Origin of the sequence: Escherichia sp. WS33, assembly GCF_046486385.1 — a bacterium.
Taxonomy (GTDB): Bacteria; Pseudomonadota; Gammaproteobacteria; order Enterobacterales; family Enterobacteriaceae; genus ECMA0423.
Window position 1 is genome coordinate 1 of the sequence record NZ_JBJQLJ010000046.1, and the last position, 18,074, is coordinate 18,074.

Sequence of the window (18,074 nt, forward strand, 5' to 3'; positions counted from 1 at the left end):
TGCGAAATTCAGGCGAATGCTGTTTACGGGGTTTTTTACTGGTTGATACTGTTTTTGTCATGTGAGTCACCTCTGACTGAGAGTTTACTCACTTAGCCGCGTGTCCACTATTGCTGGGTAAGATCAATCTGTTCGGTAAGCCCCCAAGAGCCAGATTAAGTGAAGTTAAACGAAGGCTGCCAGCTGTCACAGGAACGATGGCCTCTTTGTCAGGGCACTGAGTGCAGTTATCTGTGCGCGTTACTCTAACTGGCACTCGAACGTCGGCGACGGGGTTACCGGTGGATCAGACTGTTCCTGTGGCGTAAACGTTTTTATGTTAGTACCAACAGATTTACCACATTTATCATCTTAACAGTTTGAGTGAAAATGCAGGCTGCGCCGCAAAGGGAGGAGACTGAGTGGCGTGTTCAGTCTAAAAGAGAGTTGATGCCAGCATACAGGGGCGAAGCTGGTCAACAAGTCAACATTAAGATAATGGAATATTCGGAGAGAAACGTCAGGCAGTTGGCCTCAAATGAACAGGAGGAATATATCCCCAGGAAAATTAATGTTGGTGTTATAAACACACCAACATTAATCCGATCTGATTATTAATCAGACAAATATCGTTAATCCGTCGAATTTTGAATCAACGTTTTTTCTTACGACCCTGAACGGCCTTAAAACGTGGATTAGATTTACAAATCGCATATAACCGTCCTTTTCGCTTCACAATCTGACAGTCTGGATGGCGTTCTTTTGCGGTACGCAGAGAGTTAAGAACTTTCATCACGACCCCTTTTTCGTGCTAACAAAACGACCAAAACGTTGGGTGAATCGTGCAACATTTCCTTCTGATGCCACTGTTCTCAGCTTCCCTGTATAGAACGGGTGCGATTTAGAAGAGACATCAATTGTCACGTATGGATACGTTACGCCATCCAGCTCAATCTCACGGTCTGTTTTGATAGTCGAGCCGATTTTAAAGTACTCATCAACACTGGTGTCGTGGAACACCACAGTACGATACTCAGGATGGATATTGGGCTTCATCATTTTTACCTGTTATGTTATAACATAACCATAAAGATACATGCTCATCCGGATCATTTCAACACCCAATCCCTGTGACTCTTTGTGGATGTGGAATTTTCGCAACGGGGAACTCTGGCATTGTTAGCAGCCGTTGGCGACGCTCCCATAAACGCCTGGATGAGTGATTGATGATGGTTTCGCTGAGAGTATGGATTTTTCGACAATGGAGGTTATCTCCACTTTACTGGCCGATGATTTATCGCAGTATGATTGATTACCTGACAGCGTGTATTCCTCTCCCACGGATATAATAATTACTTACAAAAAGGGAGAGGATGCATATTTTAAATATCACTGAAGTGAACAGTTTATTGCCGTTATTAATAGAAATGGAGAAATAAATAGGCGTATTCTACAATTGCGACAAAAACAACGATATTAATCAGTTTATGACTGATTTGTTGTACTTTATTCTCTTTCATTGGTACTTCCTCGCTTTAAAAAAGAGCGCACTTCGTAAGTGCCCTTATATAAATAACGAGTTTGGTCAACCAATTTTTTGACATGTATCACAAATTTGAATGGATGTATTACATCGGCTATCTTTTATTGCACCAACGTCATTGATATATGTCGCCTGAAGTCAGTTCCGGGAATGAGTTTGATCTCAAGACTGGCCCAGTCCGGGCGTTGATTGGCGCTGAGGAGCATATCGCATCTCATCATAATGTCGTATCTCCTGGGGTGTTATACAAGATATCGTTGTTGGTGACCTGGGAGAGGAATTGAGTTCTATTAAACCGTCAACTATGCCGGATACATACTGGATTACACTGCAGGCACGCCTTACGAGAGAACGTGCCGCAGTGACGGGTTAATTATCTGAAAGAATTTGCGAGGCTGTATCGGTTACTCATTGGTTTGATAGTTTTACTCTCGGGAGAGTAATAGATATTTAATTCATTAACGGAAACCAGTCAGTTCCTTTCGATGCCTGAATTTGATCCCATAGTTTATCCGGAATGGTTAATTCATGAACAAGTTGTGTTATCGTTCATGAGAAGCATAACGTAAAGGGAAAAGCTCGATTAGACGGCAGGATTTGTCAGGGGTTATGAACGAAATTCATAAATCTGTTTGAGTGTTGCGATGGGTAGTGCAAGTTCGAAATCTCCGCAATTTACAGTCCGATGAAGGAAAATGAATATCCATAAAAAATATATCGATTTATTCTGGCGTATATACCTACTTCGACGTATTTCCAATAGTTGTTAATTAAAGGCAGGCCATTATTATTCACTCTGAATAATGAATTATTCACTGTCCGCAGAGTAAAAAATATAACTTAGGTGTCTATTTAATGACTTGCACAAAAAGCTAAATTTTCACCCATAAATAAAAATATAATCCCGCGCCCAACCACCTGATGAGTGGCTACAGACACTGGATATATTAGGTGGCGGTGCACTTTCTTACATAAAGGTATTTCCTTTTCTGCGGAAAAGGAAATCGGGAAATCCCCGGTTTTTCTGACAAGCAGACGCCATTATTTGTGTCTGCCTATGTTCGTTAATTCGTTCATCAGGAAATTATCTCAATGTCGCGTTATAAAACAGGTCATAAACAACCACGATTTCGTTATTCAGTTCTGGCCCGCTGCGTGGCGTGGGCAAATATCTCTGTTCAGGTTCTTTTTCCACTCGCTGTCACCTTTACCCCAGTAATGGCGGCACGTGCGCAGCATGCGGTTCAGCCACGGTTGAGCATGGGAAATACTACGGTAACTGCTGATAATAACGTGGAGAAAAATGTCGCGTCGTTTGCCGCAAATGCCGGGACATTTTTAAGCAGTCAGCCAGATAGCGATGCGACACGTAACTTTATTACCGGAATGGCCACAGCTAAAGCTAACCAGGAAATACAGGAGTGGCTCGGGAAATATGGTACTGCGCGCGTCAAACTGAATGTCGATAAAGATTTCTCGCTGAAGGATTCTTCGCTGGAAATGCTTTATCCGATTTATGATACGCCAACAAATATGTTGTTCACTCAGGGAGCAATACATCGTACCGACGATCGTACTCAGTCAAATATTGGTTTTGGCTGGCGTCATTTTTCAGGAAATGACTGGATGGCGGGGGTGAACACCTTTATCGACCATGATTTATCCCGTAGTCATACCCGCATTGGTGTTGGTGCGGAATACTGGCGCGATTATCTGAAACTGAGCGCCAATGGTTATATCCGGGCTTCTGGCTGGAAAAAATCGCCGGATATTGAGGATTATCAGGAACGCCCGGCGAATGGTTGGGATATCCGCGCAGAGGGCTATTTACCTGCCTGGCCGCAGCTTGGCGCAAGCCTGATGTATGAACAGTATTATGGCGATGAAGTCGGGCTGTTTGGTAAAGATAAGCGCCAGAAAGACCCGCATGCTATTTCTGCCGAGGTGACCTATACGCCAGTGCCTCTTCTGACACTGAGCGCCGGGCATAAGCAGGGCAAGAGCGGTGAGAATGACACTCGCTTTGGCCTGGAAGTTAATTATCGGATTGGCGAACCTCTGGAGAAACAACTCGATACAGACAGCATTCGCGAGCGTCGAATGCTGGCAGGCAGCCGCTATGACCTGGTTGAGCGTAATAACAACATCGTTCTTGAGTACCGCAAATCTGAAGTGATCCGTATTGCTCTGCCTGAGCGTATTGAAGGTAAGGGCGGTCAGACACTTTCCCTGGGGCTTGTGGTCAGCAAAGCAACTCACGGACTGAAAAATGTGCAGTGGGAAGCGCCGTCATTACTGGCTGAAGGTGGCAAAATTACCGGTCAGGGTAGTCAGTGGCAAGTAACGCTCCCGGCTTATCGTCCAGGTAAAGACAATTATTATGCGATTTCTGCGGTTGCCTACGATAACAAAGGCAATGCCTCAAAACGCGTGCAGACAGAGGTGGTCATTACCGGAGCAGGTATGAGCGCCGATCGCACGGCGTTAACGCTTGACGGTCAGAGCCGTATTCAAATGCTTGCTAACGGTAATGAGCAAAGACCGCTGGTGCTGTCTCTGCGCGACGCCGAGGGCCAGCCAGTCACGGGCATGAAAGATCAGATCAAGACTGAACTAACTTTCAAACCGGCTGGAAATATTGTGACTCGTACCCTGAAGGCCACTAAATCACAGGCAAAGCCAACACTGGGTGAGTTCACCGAAACTGAAGCCGGGGTGTATCAGTCTGTCTTTACTACCGGAACGCAGTCAGGTGAGGCAACGATTACTGTTAGCGTTGATGGCATGAGCAAAACCGTCACTGCAGAACTGCGGGCCACGATGATGGATGTGGCAAACTCCACCCTGAGCGCTAACGAGCCGTCAGGTGACGTGGTTGCTGATGGTCAGCAAGCCTACACGTTGACGTTGACTGCGGTGGACTCCGAGGGTAATCCGGTGACGGGAGAAGCCAGCCGCCTGCGACTTGTTCCGCAAGACACTAATGGTGTTACCGTTGGTGCCATTTCGGAAATAAAACCAGGGGTTTACAGCGCCACGGTTTCTTCGACCCGTGCCGGAAACGTTGTTGTACGTGCCTTCAGCGAGCAGTATCAACTGGGCACATTACAACAAACGCTGAAGTTTGTTGCCGGGCCGCTTGATGCAGCACATTCGTCCATCACCCTGAATCCTGATAAACCGGTGGTTGGGGGTACAGTTACGGCAATCTGGACGGCAAAAGATGCCTATGACAACCCTGTGACCAGCCTCACGCCGGAAGCGCCGTCATTAGCGGGTGCCGCTGCTGTAGGTTCTACGGCATCGGGCTGGACAAATAATGGTGATGGGACGTGGACTGCGCAAATTACTCTCGGCTCTACGGCGGGTGAATTAGAAGTTATGCCGAAGCTAAATGGACAGGATGCGGCAGCAAATGCGGCAAAAGTAACCGTGGTGGCTGATGCGTTATCTTCAAACCAGTCGAAAGTCTCTGTCGCAGAAGATCACGTAAAAGCCGGCGAAAGCACAACCGTGACGCTGGTGGCGAAAGATGCGCATGGCAACGCTATCAGTGGTCTTTCGTTGTCGGCAAGTTTGACGGGGACCGCCTCTGAAGGGGCGACCGTTTCCAGTTGGACCGAAAAAGGTGACGGTTCCTATGTTGCTACGTTGACTACAGGCGGAAAGACGGGCGAGCTTCGTGTCATGCCGCTCTTCAACGGCCAGCCAGCAGCCACCGAAGCCGCGCAGTTGACGGTCATCGCCGGAGAGATGTCATCAGCGAACTCTACGCTTGTTGCGGACAATAAGGCTCCGACCGTCAAAACGACGACGGAACTCACCTTCACCGTGAAGGATGCGTACGGGAACCCGGTCACCGGGCTGAAGCCAGATGCACCAGTGTTTAGCGGTGCCGCCAGCACGGGGAGTGAGCGTCCTTCAGCAGGAAGCTGGACAGAGAAAGGTAATGGGGTCTACGTGTCGACCTTAACGCTGGGATCTGCCGCGGGTCAGTTGTCTGTGATGCCGCGAGTGAACGGCCAAAATGCCGTTGCTCAGCCACTGGTGCTGAACGTTGCAGGTGACGCATCTAAGGCTGAGATTGGTGATATGACAGTGAAGGTTAATAACCAACTGGCTAATGGACAGTCTGCTAACCAGATAACCCTGACCGTCGTGGACAGCTATGGTAACCCGTTGCAGGGGCAAGAAGTTACGCTGACTTTACCGCAGGGTGTGACCAGCAAGACGGGGAATACAGTAACAACCAATGCGGCAGGGAAAGTGGACATTGAGCTTATGTCAACGGTTGCGGGAGAACACAATATTTCCGCTTCGGTGAATGGTGCTCAGAAGACGGTCACGGTGAAATTTAACGCGGATGCCAGCACCGGTCAGGCAAACCTGCAGGTAGACACCGCCGTTCAAAAAGTGGCAAACGGCAAAGACGCCTTTACGCTGACGGCGACCGTTGAGGATAAAAATGGTAACCCTGTTCCAGGGAGCCTGGTGACCTTTAATCTGCCCCGGGGTGTCAAGCCGCTTACAGGCGATAATGTCTGGGTGAAAGCCAACGATGAGGGGAAAGCAGAGTTGCAGGTGGTTTCAGTGACTGCCGGAACCTATGAGATCACGGCGTCGGCAGGAAATGACCAGCCTTCGAATGCGCAGTCTGTAACGTTTGTGGCGGATAAGACTACGGCAACCATCTCCAATATTGAGGTGATTGGCAACTATGCGCTGGCGGACGGCAAAGCCAAACAAACGTATAAAGTTACGGTGACTGATGCCAATAACAATTTGGTGAAAGATAGCGAAGTGACGCTGACTGCCAGCCCGGCTTCGTTAAACCTGGAACCGAATGGCACTGCGACAACGAATGAGCAAGGGCAGGCTATTTTCACCGCTACCACTATTGTTGCGGCGACATACACACTCAAGGCGCAAGTGAGTCAGACCAACGGTCAGGTATCAACGAAAACTGCCGAATCTAAATTCGTTGCGGATGATAAAAACGCGGTACTCACCGCATCATCTGATATGCAATCTCTAGTGGCGGATGGGAAATCGACTGCGAAGCTGGCGGTGACCCTGATGTCGGCAAATAACCCCGTTGGCGGGAATATGTGGGTCGACATTCAGACGCCGGAAGGGGTGACGGAGAAGGATTATCAGTTCCTGCCGTCGAAAAATGACCATTTCGTGAGCGGGAAAATCATACGTACATTTAGTACCAGCAAGCCAGGCGTCTATACATTCACATTTAACGCCCTGACCTATGGCGGGTACGAAATGAAGCCAGTGACGGTGACCATTACCGCGGTGGATGCCGATACGGCAAAGGGCGAGGAGGCGATGAAATAATTTTTAAGAATATGAAAATAGCATTCTAATAAACAATAATGGCGTTGACATATTCAACGCCATTATTTATTGAATTGCCTGACAGTAGTCTCGTTATAAGTTCATTTAGATATAGCGACAGCTAAACCGGACGAACGGGGATAAAAATTTCGCAAACAACATCATTGCTATCCTTTTCTACGAAATCTTCATTGTAATAAAATCGCTCAATATCACTGCCGTTCACTCTGGCTAACCCCCTGGCAGGTAATTCCATCAGATAGAGGTTTCGCGACCATTCAGGATAGCGCTCCCACTCACCTTCATAGCGGAAAGATGCATACAGTCCTCGGTTTATTGTCCACTCTTTCGCCATCTCAGAATCGGTTTGTTTACATACCGTACCGGCAAAAGTTTCAACTGTGAGCAAATCGACCGATTTTGTTGACGGTTCAAACGTGGAGACGAAATAGATATCCGTCTTAAAATTATTCATACATCTGGCTAAATGATGACGTCGCAGTTTGACTTCTTCATCCGGTGATTTATTCGACACTTCAATGTCATATTTAAATGAGTTGCCAAAAATAGGTGTCTCAGGAAAATTGACTAATCTACACTCCGTCTTTTGCTGTTGACGTATTAAAAAAGAAGGGAAGATATTTGCGAGATCCCAATAATCACGGTGGCGGTATTCACGGGGAGAGCAGCCGAATAACTTTTTAAATTCGCGGCTGAATGACTGCTGTGAATCAAAATGCAAAGAGAGTGCAATATCAAGCATAGATTTCGCGGTGAGCCGGACAAGAATAGCGGCACGGCAAAGCCTTCGTTTGCGAATGTATTCTCCCAAAGGCACATGCATGAAATTTCGGAACAGAAGCTGGATGTTGCGTCTGCTGTAGCCAGATTTCTGTGCGATATCTTCGATTGAAATAGGGTGCTCAAGATTGCACTCAATCCACTCCAGGAGCTGCTGTAGAATCTTCTGCCTGATCATCACATTCTCCGTTAATTCTTTGTCATATCGCACATTTTCGTTATGCCCTGGGCCCTAAGTGTATCAAAAACAGCAAGGGCGAAGGCAAAAGCACTGGTAGCGTCTGCTTCGTTGTCCCCGAAAATAGAGAGGTTTCAGTCCTGCATTATTAATGATTTTTTTGCATAAGTGATATCAAAATCCACGTACTAATTTGAGGTTACGTTTTAACGTAGACTCATTGTTCATGCCTAATGGAGGGACTGACAGTGGAATTTTCCGTATTAAGTAACAATCTGAAAATGCCGATGATGGGATTTGGTGTTTTTCAGGTTACCGATAAAAACGTGTGCAAACAGTCAGTGTTGAACGCTATCCGCACAGGTTATCGACTCATCGACACTGCAGCGGTATACGGTAATGAAGATGCCGTCGGTGAAGCCGTTCGTGAAGCTATATCTGAAGGTTTATGTACCCGAGATGAGTTATTTATAACGTCTAAATTGTGGGTGCAGGATATGTTGAATCAGGATACGGCAGCAGCAGGTATTGAAGCATCATTAAAAAAATCGGGACTAGAGTACTTCGACCTCTATTTATTGCACCAGGCTATGCGCGATTATTTCAGTGCGTGGCGTGCACTCGAAGATGCCTATGAAGAGGGCAAATTAAAAGCAATTGGGGTTTCCAATTTCTATCCTCATGTTCTGGCGAACTTTTGTGAAACGGTAAGAGTTAAACCGATGGTCAACCAGGTCGAGTTGCATCCCTATTTTGCCCAACCAGAGGCGCTGGCAACCATGAAGTATTATAACGTGCAGCCTGAAGCATGGGCTCCGTTAGGTGGTGGACGACATAAACCCTTTGAAAATAATCTGCTTCAGAGTATTGCAGATGCCCATCAAAAATCGATTTCTCAAGTCATTCTGCGTTGGAATATTCAACGGGGAGTGGTCGTTATTCCGAAATCGACACATCAACAGCGTATCGAAGAAAATTTTGCTATCTGGGATTTCTCACTGACAGAGAAAGAAATGGCACAAATTAGTTCGCTTGATTTGGGTTATGTTGGGGAGTCGGTAAAACATTTTAATCCTGAATTTGTTCGTGGTTGTCTTGCTGTAAAAATACACGATTGATATTAATCATATATTTTACCTGAGACGACAAGAATCTTTTAACCGGGGAGTGATATTGATCTTCACTCTGTCATATCTCCGGTAATATGGCGTCAGGCTTCATCATCAGAAAGGGGGCCTGACGCCTGAAAAAGTGAACAACAGACAGTGTTCGGATTATCAATATTCAGTTTTTAACGTTGAACTGGATTCATTACTGCGTTGTTTAAGAATTTCCCGCGCCGAATCTGCCATTATCATGACAGCACCTGCCAGCATCAGAGTATCTTTCAATACCAGGCGACCAGCACCGGATAAATAAGGGAAACCATGATGAGCGTCACCCAATGCGGGTACCCATGCCTCCGGGGTGGTGATTAAAAATGAGAGTGTTACCAGCGGCGTGGTAAATGCCATCAGTCCTCCCAATAAACCTAACCAGCGATTGACAGGATTAGCCAAAACCAGCAGAGCAATAATCACCTCCACGACGCCAAGACCGTTGGAAAAACCATAGGTATTATTGGCCGTTTGCCATGCCCTTGCTTCTGGTTTGTATTCGCCTTCGTGAGTCAGATACTGTTTATAGTCTTCCGGGTGTTCATAAAAGAACGACATTAGTGGACTGTTTGCGACGAATGGTGTAATGCTGTCTGCCTCGTAAGGGACAAACTTTAATAACCCAATCCACATAAAAACAATTGCAATACTCAGACGAATCAATGTCAGGCCAATTTTATCTCCCCGACTTAACAGGTGCAGGTATTTTTCCATTGTGAACATCCTTATTTATACAATACTGCTGTTGCGGTTGAATTATTATCAATTCGCATCGATGTGACTTTCCAGGATGAAGCATTATATTTTCTGGCTATATCAGCAATGGCATCCTCCAGAACTGTCGGTGATGCTGATACTGACGAGACGCTGATATGTTTCAGAATTATTTTATCATCTGCATTGGTGGAAAATGCCATAACGCCAGATAATAGTGTTGCAAATAAAACAGATTTTTTAAACATATAAAATACCATCAATGAAGTGATTAAGAAGTTATAGAGTAACAGGGAATTAATAAGATTCTTTTCTCTGAGACGCCAGAATATTTGTTCTGGCGTCTGATTTTGAGTTTATTTGACTAATGAAAATAGATCATTGAGTGATTCGCTCATCGACGGATGAGTAAATATCTGATCGCGTAATATGCTATAAGGCAGCCCGGCATCCATCACCATTTTCACTATATTGATCATCTCGTGGGAGTCAACACACAGCAGTGATGCCCCTAATATACGTTGGGTTTTATTATCAACAATCGCTTTTAATACCCCACGAGTATCATTCATCACTCTGGCACGCGGAATTGCAGCTACAGGCAATGTCACCACCTGAATATCAGCACCACTCTCTCTGGCCTGTTCTTCTGTCATACCAACCCTGGACAGTGGCGGTGTCATGAATACGGAATAAGGCACATTTTTCCGATCATCAGTACTACGTCTGCCTTCTCCCAGCAACTCATCACGCACAATGCGGTAATCATCCAGTGAAATATAAGTAAATTGCAGCCCGCCGGTAACATCTCCCATCGCCCAAATATTGTCTGCGGTGGTATGTAATTGCTTGTCAACGACAATTGCCCCGCGCTCGTTTACTGCGATACCGGCATTTTCTGGATGTAACGAAGCGGTAGCCGGTTGACGACCGGAAGCTATTAACAGTGCATCCACCGCCAGTTGGGCGTGCTCGCTATGCACTTGCACTTGATTTTCATGGTGACTGATTCGCTCCACATGGGCATTGAGGATAATATCGACGCCCTGATCGCGTAAAATCGTCGCGATATTATCAGCAATATCCCGATCTTCCCGAGGCAAAAACAGCGAAGCTGCTTCTAAAATGGTTACCTTGCTGCCAAAATTAGCGAACATAGAGGCGAACTCAACGCCAATATATCCGCCGCCCAAAATACCTAAATGCCCAGGCAATTCTTTTAGATTAAGTAATCCGGTGCTGTCATATACTCCTGGCGTGGTGGTAATTCCAGGAATTGGCGGAACCACGGTTTGTGCACCGGTATTAATAAAAATTTTCTCGCCATGAATTTCCAGATTTGCCTCAGGCCGATGAACACGCAGGCTATGATTATTGATAAACTCCGCCTGGCCGTCGATCACGTCGATATTGGGCATATCCGCAAGATTATGAAAATTCTTATTACGTAAAAAATTAACCACTTCATTTTTACGCTGTATGGCACGGACAAAATCTGTGTGCTGCTGTGCGTCATGAACCAATGTTTTGGTTGGGATGCAGCCGATATTAATACAGGTCCCGCCATACATTGCATTTGATTGTTCGATGAGAGCCACTCGCCAACCTGCTTTTGCCAGCGTGACGGCTAATGTTTTTCCAGCCTTGCCAAAACCAATAATAACTGCCTGATATTTATTCATGATGATTTCCTGTCGAAACGCGTTCATTTGACATCATGACTATAGACGCAAAAGAGCAAATACCATTTCTTCACAACGCTTGATATTTTGTCTTATCGTCTGGTATTTTCTTTTTCTTAATCAGAATCACAAAACAAAAATCATGATTAACCATTTGATGGTATTAGATTAGTTATTTACTAAGATTGTTGGTGTTTGTAATCAAAAACCACTCAGGAGTCTGATATGGATGCCCTTAGCCGTTTGTTGATGCTTAACGCTCCACAAGGAACGATCGATAAGAATTGCGTGTTAGGAAGTGACTGGCAGCTTCCACATGGTGCCGGGGAATTATCGGTTATTCGTTGGCATGCGTTAACGCAAGGAGCGGCGAAGCTGGAAATGCCGACGGGAGAGATTTTTACATTACGCCCGGGAAATGTGGTCCTGCTACCACAAAATTCAGCTCATCGCCTGAGTCATGTCGATAATGAATCGACCTGTATTGTCTGCGGCACTCTTCGGTTGCAACATTCGGCGCGTTATTTTTTAACGTCTTTGCCGGAAACGCTGTTTTTAGCACCGGTTAACCACAGCGTGGAATATAACTGGCTGAGGGAGGCGATCCCGTTTTTACAACAGGAATCCAGATCGGCGATGCCGGGAGTGGATGCACTGTGTAGCCAGATCTGCGCTACATTCTTTACCCTCGCGGTGCGTGAGTGGATTGCACAGGTTAATACTGAGAAAAACATTCTCAGTTTGCTTCTGCATCCACGTCTTGGTGCGGTAATACAGCAAATGCTGGAAATGCCAGGACACGCCTGGACCGTCGAATCGCTGGCCAGCATCGCTCACATGTCCCGGGCAAGTTTTGCCCAGCTTTTCCGTGATGTTTCCGGAACCACGCCGCTGGCTGTATTAACAAAGTTGCGTCTACAAATAGCGGCCCAGATGTTTTCCCGGGAAATGCTCCCTGTTGTGGTGATCGCTGAGTCAGTAGGCTATGCCAGTGAATCATCTTTTCACAAGGCGTTTGTCCGCGAGTTTGGTTGTACTCCGGGAGAATATCGGGAAAGGGTCAGACAGCTTGCACCCTGAATAAAACCGCCAGAAATCAGGGCAAAGATAATCCGCATTCCGGGAGTTGTGAGCCTTTCAACTATTTCTATTTCCAACGGTGGTTTGGGCTTTATATATTTTTTTCTGATGGACTCTAGCTCAGTTTTTAAATAAAAATGCAAACTAAATTGCTTCAATTAAATAAAACCCCGACTATTACTTGATACGTGATTATTGTCGGTGATTTTGTTTGTACACCATCAGTGTATATCTCAATAACCCCTGAATAAGTAGCTCTGAATAGGTATAAGGGATGTAGCCATTTTTAAATGGATTTCTTATGCCAAAAATGATCGTCGATTTCCCTATAAAATGTGAGCGATGCCGAAAGAAATAAAATTAGTTATTGCATTTGAAGTTTGGATGAAAGATCATCATTTGTCATACAAATGAGGGGTGGTATGTTGCTAGCCAATTAAAAAAGAACGCCATATTTATTGATGATTGATCCCCCGGTGGGGGGGAAACATCGGGCATAAATGGGCATGAAGTAATGGAGTATTAGTTGTGAATGTCAATTTCTTTGTCACCTGTATTGGTGACGCCCTGAAATCAAGAATGGCACGAGACTCCGTGCTGCTACTGGAAAAACTCGGCTGTCGCGTAAATTTCCCGGAGAAACAGGGATGCTGCGGTCAGCCTGCGATCAATAGTGGTTATATCAAAGAAGCGATTCCAGGGATGAAAAATCTGATCGCCGCACTGGAGGATAACGATGATCCCATTATTTCACCGGCTGGCTCCTGCACCTATGCCGTAAAAAGTTACCCGATGTATCTGGCGGATGAACCTGAATGGGCATCACGAGCCGAAAAGGTTGCCGCGCGTATGCAGGATCTCACCTCTTTTATTGTTAATAAATTAGGGGTAGTCGATGTAGGTGCCAGTTTGCAAGGGAGAGCGGTGTATCACCCATCTTGTAGCCTGGCCCGTAAGCTGGGGGTGAAGGACGAACCACTTACGCTGCTGAAAAATGTGCGTGGACTGGAGCTGTTGACCTTTGCTGAACAGGATACCTGCTGCGGATTTGGCGGCACGTTCTCGGTCAAAATGGCCGAAATATCCGGCGAGATGGTGAAAGAAAAGGTTGTGCACCTGATGGAAGTCCGCCCTGAGTATTTAATTGGTGCTGACGTGAGTTGCCTGCTGAACATCAGTGGGCGATTACAACGGGAAGGGCAGAAAGTCAAAGTGATGCATATTGCTGAAGTGTTGATGAGCCGCTGAGGATATAAAGATGTCGATCAAAACCAGTAATACAGATTTTAAGACACGCATCCGTCAGCAAATTGAAGATCCGATCATGCGCAAAGCGGTGGCAAACGCGCAGCAGCGTATTGGGGCAAATCGGCAAAAAATGGTCGATGAATTGGGGCACTGGGAGGAGTGGCGCGATCGGGCCGCCCAGATACGTGATCATGTTCTGAGTAATCTCGACGCTTATCTGTACCAGCTCTCAGAAAAAGTGACGCAAAACGGCGGTCACGTCTATTTTGCAAAAACTAAAGAAGACGCCACTCGCTACATTTTACAGGTTGCCCAACGCAAAAATGCCCGGAAGGTGGTGAAATCTAAATCGATGGTGACCGAAGAGATTGGTGTCAATCATGTGTTGCAGGATGCTGGCATTCAGGTGATTGAAACCGATCTGGGTGAATACATTCTCCAGCTGGATCAAGATCCGCCCTCTCATGTTGTGGTCCCGGCAATTCATAAAGATCGCCATCAGATCCGTCGAGTGCTACACGAACTTCTGGGCTATGAGGGGCCGGAAACGCCTGAAGCGATGACCTTATTCATCCGGCAAAAAATCCGCGAAGATTTCCTCAGTGCTGAAATAGGTATTACCGGCTGTAATTTCGCGGTGGCAGAGACAGGTTCGGTATGCCTGGTGACCAATGAAGGTAATGCGCGAATGTGTACCACGCTGCCTAAAACGCATATTGCAGTGATGGGAATGGAGCGTATTGCCCCCACGTTTGCCGAGGTAGATGTATTGATCACCATGCTGGCGCGCAGTGCCGTTGGTGCACGTTTGACGGGATACAACACCTGGCTGACAGGACCGCGCGAAGCGGGGCACGTTGATGGTCCTGAAGAGTTTCATCTGGTTATTGTCGATAACGGGCGTTCTGAGGTGCTGGCCTCTGAATTTCGGGATGTGCTGCGCTGTATTCGCTGCGGGGCTTGTATGAATACTTGTCCGGCATATCGCCATATTGGCGGTCATGGATATGGCTCTATTTATCCAGGGCCAATTGGTGCGGTGATTTCTCCGCTACTTGGCGGCTATAAAGATTTTAAAGATTTACCCTACGCCTGCTCTTTATGCACTGCTTGTGACAGCGTGTGTCCGGTGCGTATTCCGCTGTCAAAACTGATTTTGCGTCATCGTCGGGTGATGGCTGAAAAAGGGATCACCGCAAAAGCAGAGCAACGGGCGATAAAAATGTTCGCTTATGCCAATAGTCATCCAGGATTGTGGAAAGTCGGGATGATGGCCGGTGCTCATGCGGCAAGCTGGTTTATCAATGGCGGCAAAACACCACTCAAATTTGGCGCGATTAGTGACTGGATGGAAGCACGCGATCTTCCTGAAGCTGACGGAGAGAGTTTCCGTAGTTGGTTTAAGAAACATCTGGCGCAGGAGAAAAAGAATGGATAATCGGAGCGAATTTTTGAATAACGTTGCTCAGGCACTGGGTCGCCCGTTGCGACTTGAACCGCAAGCAGAAGATGCGCCGCTTAACAACTATGCTAACGAGCGGCTTACCGCACTTAACCAACAGCAGCGCTGTGACGCGTTTATTCAGTTTGCCAGCGATGTTATGTTGACGCGCTGTGAGCTGACCAGCGAGGCGAAGGCGGCAGAAGCTGCAATACGTCTGTGTAAAGAGCTGGGAGATCAGTCGGTCGTGATTAGCGGTGACACGAGGCTAGAGGAATTGGGGATTAGCGAACGTTTGCAGCAGGAATGCAATGCCGTTGTTTGGGATCCGGCGAAAGGTGCCGAGAATATCTCGCAGGCAGAGCAGGCTAAAGTGGGTGTCGTGTATGCTGAATATGGTTTAACCGAATCGGGAGGCGTGGTTCTTTTTTCCGCCGCCGGGCGCGGGCGTTCATTGAGCCTGCTCCCGGAATCTTCTCTTTTTATCCTGCGTAAAAGCACTATCTTGCCGCGTGTAGCGCAACTCGCAGAAAAATTGCATCAGAAAGCGCAGGCCGGTGAACGAATGCCGTCCTGCATTAACATCATTAGCGGCCCTAGTTCAACGGCGGATATTGAGCTTATCAAAGTCGTCGGGGTTCATGGTCCGGTGAAAGCGGTGTATCTGATTATTGAGGATTGTTGAGAGAGATATGAAGTCTGGACATAAACCTGAAGAAGGCATACGAGGTTGAAAATAGCGTTTAGGACAACCTGACTTAACCCCGTTCCGTCATGGTTATGCTGCTCTTCTGTAAATATCCTGGCATTAGTAATGCCAGGATATTTACAGTGAAAAAGACAGGCATCCATTCCTGAAAACGGGTTCCCTTCCCGGTCATTGTCACTTCAGCTTTATACAGGCACTCTCTATCAGAATGCTGTTTATTACTACCCAGAGTTTTGTTGGTATTCATCTACCATTTTTTTGACAAGGCAAAACATTACAGAAATTACAATGCTTAGAAAAAATCCCAGAGCCAGGCAAATGGCAGCAGGGTATTTATTTTTTATTTCTGGTGAGCTTATAGTTACACAGCCATCACCGTTCGGATACAATGACCAGTTCCTGGTCAGGTATATCATTTTTGTATAAAGCTCACTGTTAATTGCTGAAGGTGTTTGTATCTCATCGAGAACTTGCCTGCCATTATGGTATTCTGACGCATACCATTTGATAATAGACGCCTGCACGCGAGATATTTCCGCTTCAGCAGTTGGTAAATCTCTCTTATCTCCTGACCATTCCAGCTTTATTTCTCTGTTCTTGACATCTGGGCTGGTGTGAAAAAATGTAGTAATTCGCTGTATAACATCTTCAGTCATTGTGGTCTGACAGGCAAAGTTATTATTGCTATCACAGTTAACAAGTATGCCTGGTGTTGTCTGGTTTATTTTTAGGCTGTAACTCACTTTTATATTATCTTTATTGATATACAGAAACAACAGCACCATTGCCATACAGATAGCTATAATAAAAAGGATAACGCGAATCTTTTTCTTCAGATAAAATAAAATCTCAATCAGATCGATATCCTGTTTGATTTGTTCACGCATAATATATCCAGAAAATAAAATCTGTCGCAGATAAGGTTGTATTAATAGTCTGTATCAGGAATGTTCGGGGTAAATATCAGCAAAAAACCAGCATCATGAATACTGGATGTTTATAGCCTGCAGGCAGCAGTATGCTGCCTGCAGGGGGTATAACAGTCGACAGGGGAACCGACTGCTTTATTCTTACCAGGTCACATTGATACCAACTACACCCTGTAGCGGGTTCTCAATGTCGTCACCTTTGGTGTAGTCAAGGCTTGCATATGCTCCCATGTTTTTGGTGATATCAGCCTGTACACCTGCACCCACGCGGAATGCTGCACCGTCAATGCTGGCATTGACAGACTCATCACCCAGACGGACTTTGTTGCCATCAGAGAATTCGTTCAGTGCGGCCAGATTCAGATAAGGTTTAACGGTCGAGTTGCCCACAGCGAAGTCATAACCCACGCGCGTACCGGCCTCACCCAGCACAGAGTTATAGCTGTCAGAATGAACGTCCACGCCGTTGAGCTGATAATCCACACCTTCCAGCGTCAGCGCAGACAGTTTGGCATATGGCTGAATAAACAGGCCATTACCGTCTTTCCATGTGTAACCGCCTTTAACCATCGCACCGAAACCATTGGTGTTAAAGTCAGCTTTGATGGTACCGCCACCATTCATCAGGCGAACATCTGCCGTGTTGCTGTAGTGACCAAACTGTGCAGCAGTATCAATGAAGATACCGTTGTTATACTGGCGGCTCAGGTAAGCGTGGAAGCTGTAACCTTCAGTGTCGCCTTTGCTCTGCATGGTGGTCATGTCACCTTTCGCAGAAGACATCGCTACACCTGCCAGCCAGCTACCATCTTCAGTCATGAAGCGGGTATCACCACCCAGCATTACACCGTTTACATCCAGGTCATAGGATGCATTTCCCGCGGTGGTATGTTTCTGTTTACCGCCAAAGTACTGAATCCATACGCCGCCCTTGTCATTTTCGCTCAGACGGACAGCATCCTGACGGGCTGAGAGCGTGTCAGCCTGCAGATTAGCAACGTTAGCCGGAGCTGCTGCCATTGCCTGAATCAGGGAGCTGGCGTTGGATGCTTTATGCGTGTTTTTTACGAAATAAAAGTTACCATCAGCTCCCTGTGTCAGGTCATATTGATACAGACCACCTTCCGTTGTGCCTGTGGCTGGATTTGCCCCTATATTTCCAGACACCTGTTATCACTTAACCCATTACTGGCCTGCTGCCGCAGATATTCCCGTGGCGAGCGATAACCCAGTGCACTATGCGGGTGCCATTCGTTATAATGCTCGA

15 protein-coding genes and 2 pseudogenes are annotated in these 18,074 nt (G+C 46.5%); 7 read left to right on the forward strand and 10 right to left on the reverse strand.

Annotated features, from left to right (window positions below; genetic code table 11):
- The first annotated feature begins 369 nt into the window (after window positions 1-369).
- Window positions 370-597 carry a protein YkgL gene (gene ykgL / locus ACJHXA_RS22525; protein WP_001147277.1) on the forward strand — a complete coding sequence of 76 codons (228 nt, stop codon included), beginning with the start codon at window positions 370-372 and terminating at the stop codon, window positions 595-597.
- A 34-nt stretch (window positions 598-631) separates the two neighbouring features.
- Here the strand turns inward: ykgL and ykgO are convergent, their stop codons facing one another.
- The 4 genes and pseudogenes from ykgO to ACJHXA_RS22545 all read right to left on the reverse strand — a co-directional run.
- Window positions 632-772 (reverse strand): type B 50S ribosomal protein L36, encoded by a 141-nt coding sequence (gene ykgO, locus ACJHXA_RS22530; protein ID WP_096165421.1) that lies wholly within the window; start codon window positions 770-772, stop codon window positions 632-634.
- Complete coding sequence (locus ACJHXA_RS22535; protein ID WP_000803999.1) at window positions 772-1,035, reverse strand: type B 50S ribosomal protein L31; 264 nt, start codon at window positions 1,033-1,035, stop codon at window positions 772-774. Before ACJHXA_RS22535 ends, ykgO begins: the two co-directional genes overlap by 1 nt.
- 362 nt (window positions 1,036-1,397) lie before the next feature.
- On the reverse strand, window positions 1,398-1,499 hold the full coding sequence (gene ykgR / locus ACJHXA_RS22540) for a small membrane protein YkgR (protein ID WP_000662258.1): 102 nt from the start codon (window positions 1,497-1,499) through the stop codon (window positions 1,398-1,400).
- Between the two features lie 473 nt (window positions 1,500-1,972).
- A pseudogene (locus ACJHXA_RS22545) lies at window positions 1,973-2,062 on the reverse strand (hypothetical protein); the annotation flags it as partial.
- A gap of 552 nt (window positions 2,063-2,614) precedes the next feature.
- On the opposite strand from ACJHXA_RS22545, the gene fdeC reads away from it, so the two are divergent.
- Window positions 2,615-6,868 carry an inverse autotransporter adhesin FdeC gene (gene fdeC / locus ACJHXA_RS22550; RefSeq protein WP_000092603.1) on the forward strand — a complete coding sequence of 1,418 codons (4,254 nt, stop codon included), beginning with the start codon at window positions 2,615-2,617 and terminating at the stop codon, window positions 6,866-6,868.
- Window positions 6,869-6,989: 121 nt separating this feature from the next.
- Here fdeC and ACJHXA_RS22555 read toward each other — a convergent pair whose 3' ends face one another.
- A complete protein-coding gene (locus tag ACJHXA_RS22555) occupies window positions 6,990-7,847 on the reverse strand; it encodes a helix-turn-helix domain-containing protein (RefSeq protein ID WP_001315271.1) in 858 nt (285 codons plus the stop codon).
- A gap of 248 nt (window positions 7,848-8,095) precedes the next feature.
- On the opposite strand from ACJHXA_RS22555, the gene ACJHXA_RS22560 reads away from it, so the two are divergent.
- Window positions 8,096-8,965, forward strand: coding sequence for an aldo/keto reductase (locus ACJHXA_RS22560; RefSeq protein ID WP_001299025.1), 870 nt, complete (start codon window positions 8,096-8,098; stop codon window positions 8,963-8,965).
- Between the two features lie 159 nt (window positions 8,966-9,124).
- On the opposite strand, the gene rclC is transcribed toward ACJHXA_RS22560, so the two are convergent.
- From rclC to rclA, 3 genes are all read right to left on the reverse strand, one after another.
- On the reverse strand, window positions 9,125-9,718 hold the full coding sequence (rclC, locus tag ACJHXA_RS22565) for a reactive chlorine species resistance protein RclC (protein ID WP_001299021.1): 594 nt from the start codon (window positions 9,716-9,718) through the stop codon (window positions 9,125-9,127).
- 11 nt (window positions 9,719-9,729) lie between these two features.
- Window positions 9,730-9,966 carry a reactive chlorine resistance periplasmic protein RclB gene (gene rclB / locus ACJHXA_RS22570; protein WP_000474077.1) on the reverse strand — a complete coding sequence of 79 codons (237 nt, stop codon included), beginning with the start codon at window positions 9,964-9,966 and terminating at the stop codon, window positions 9,730-9,732.
- A gap of 108 nt (window positions 9,967-10,074) precedes the next feature.
- Window positions 10,075-11,400 carry a reactive chlorine resistance oxidoreductase RclA gene (gene rclA / locus ACJHXA_RS22575; protein WP_001046293.1) on the reverse strand — a complete coding sequence of 442 codons (1,326 nt, stop codon included), beginning with the start codon at window positions 11,398-11,400 and terminating at the stop codon, window positions 10,075-10,077.
- A gap of 225 nt (window positions 11,401-11,625) precedes the next feature.
- Between rclA and rclR the strand changes: the two genes are divergently transcribed.
- From rclR to ACJHXA_RS22595, 4 genes are all read left to right on the forward strand, one after another.
- The gene (gene rclR / locus ACJHXA_RS22580; RefSeq protein ID WP_000339593.1) at window positions 11,626-12,480 is read left to right on the forward strand and encodes a reactive chlorine-specific transcriptional regulator RclR; all 855 of its coding nucleotides are present in this window, start codon (window positions 11,626-11,628) and stop codon (window positions 12,478-12,480) included.
- Window positions 12,481-13,008: 528 nt separating this feature from the next.
- Entirely contained in the window at window positions 13,009-13,728 is a 720-nt protein-coding gene (locus ACJHXA_RS22585; protein WP_001102101.1) for a (Fe-S)-binding protein, read from the forward strand.
- A 10-nt stretch (window positions 13,729-13,738) separates the two neighbouring features.
- Window positions 13,739-15,166 (forward strand): LutB/LldF family L-lactate oxidation iron-sulfur protein, encoded by a 1,428-nt coding sequence (locus ACJHXA_RS22590; RefSeq protein ID WP_000023914.1) that lies wholly within the window; start codon window positions 13,739-13,741, stop codon window positions 15,164-15,166.
- Window positions 15,159-15,854 carry a lactate utilization protein C gene (locus tag ACJHXA_RS22595; protein WP_001315273.1) on the forward strand — a complete coding sequence of 232 codons (696 nt, stop codon included), beginning with the start codon at window positions 15,159-15,161 and terminating at the stop codon, window positions 15,852-15,854. Before ACJHXA_RS22590 ends, ACJHXA_RS22595 begins: the two co-directional genes overlap by 8 nt.
- A 245-nt stretch (window positions 15,855-16,099) precedes the next feature.
- On the opposite strand, the gene ykgH is transcribed toward ACJHXA_RS22595, so the two are convergent.
- Both ykgH and hyxB read right to left on the reverse strand, forming a co-directional pair.
- Entirely contained in the window at window positions 16,100-16,765 is a 666-nt protein-coding gene (ykgH, locus tag ACJHXA_RS22600; protein ID WP_001209088.1) for a protein YkgH, read from the reverse strand.
- A gap of 183 nt (window positions 16,766-16,948) precedes the next feature.
- Window positions 16,949-17,947: pseudogene (gene hyxB, locus ACJHXA_RS22605) on the reverse strand (outer membrane autotransporter HyxB); the annotation flags it as partial.
- Window positions 17,948-18,074 lie beyond the last annotated feature (127 nt).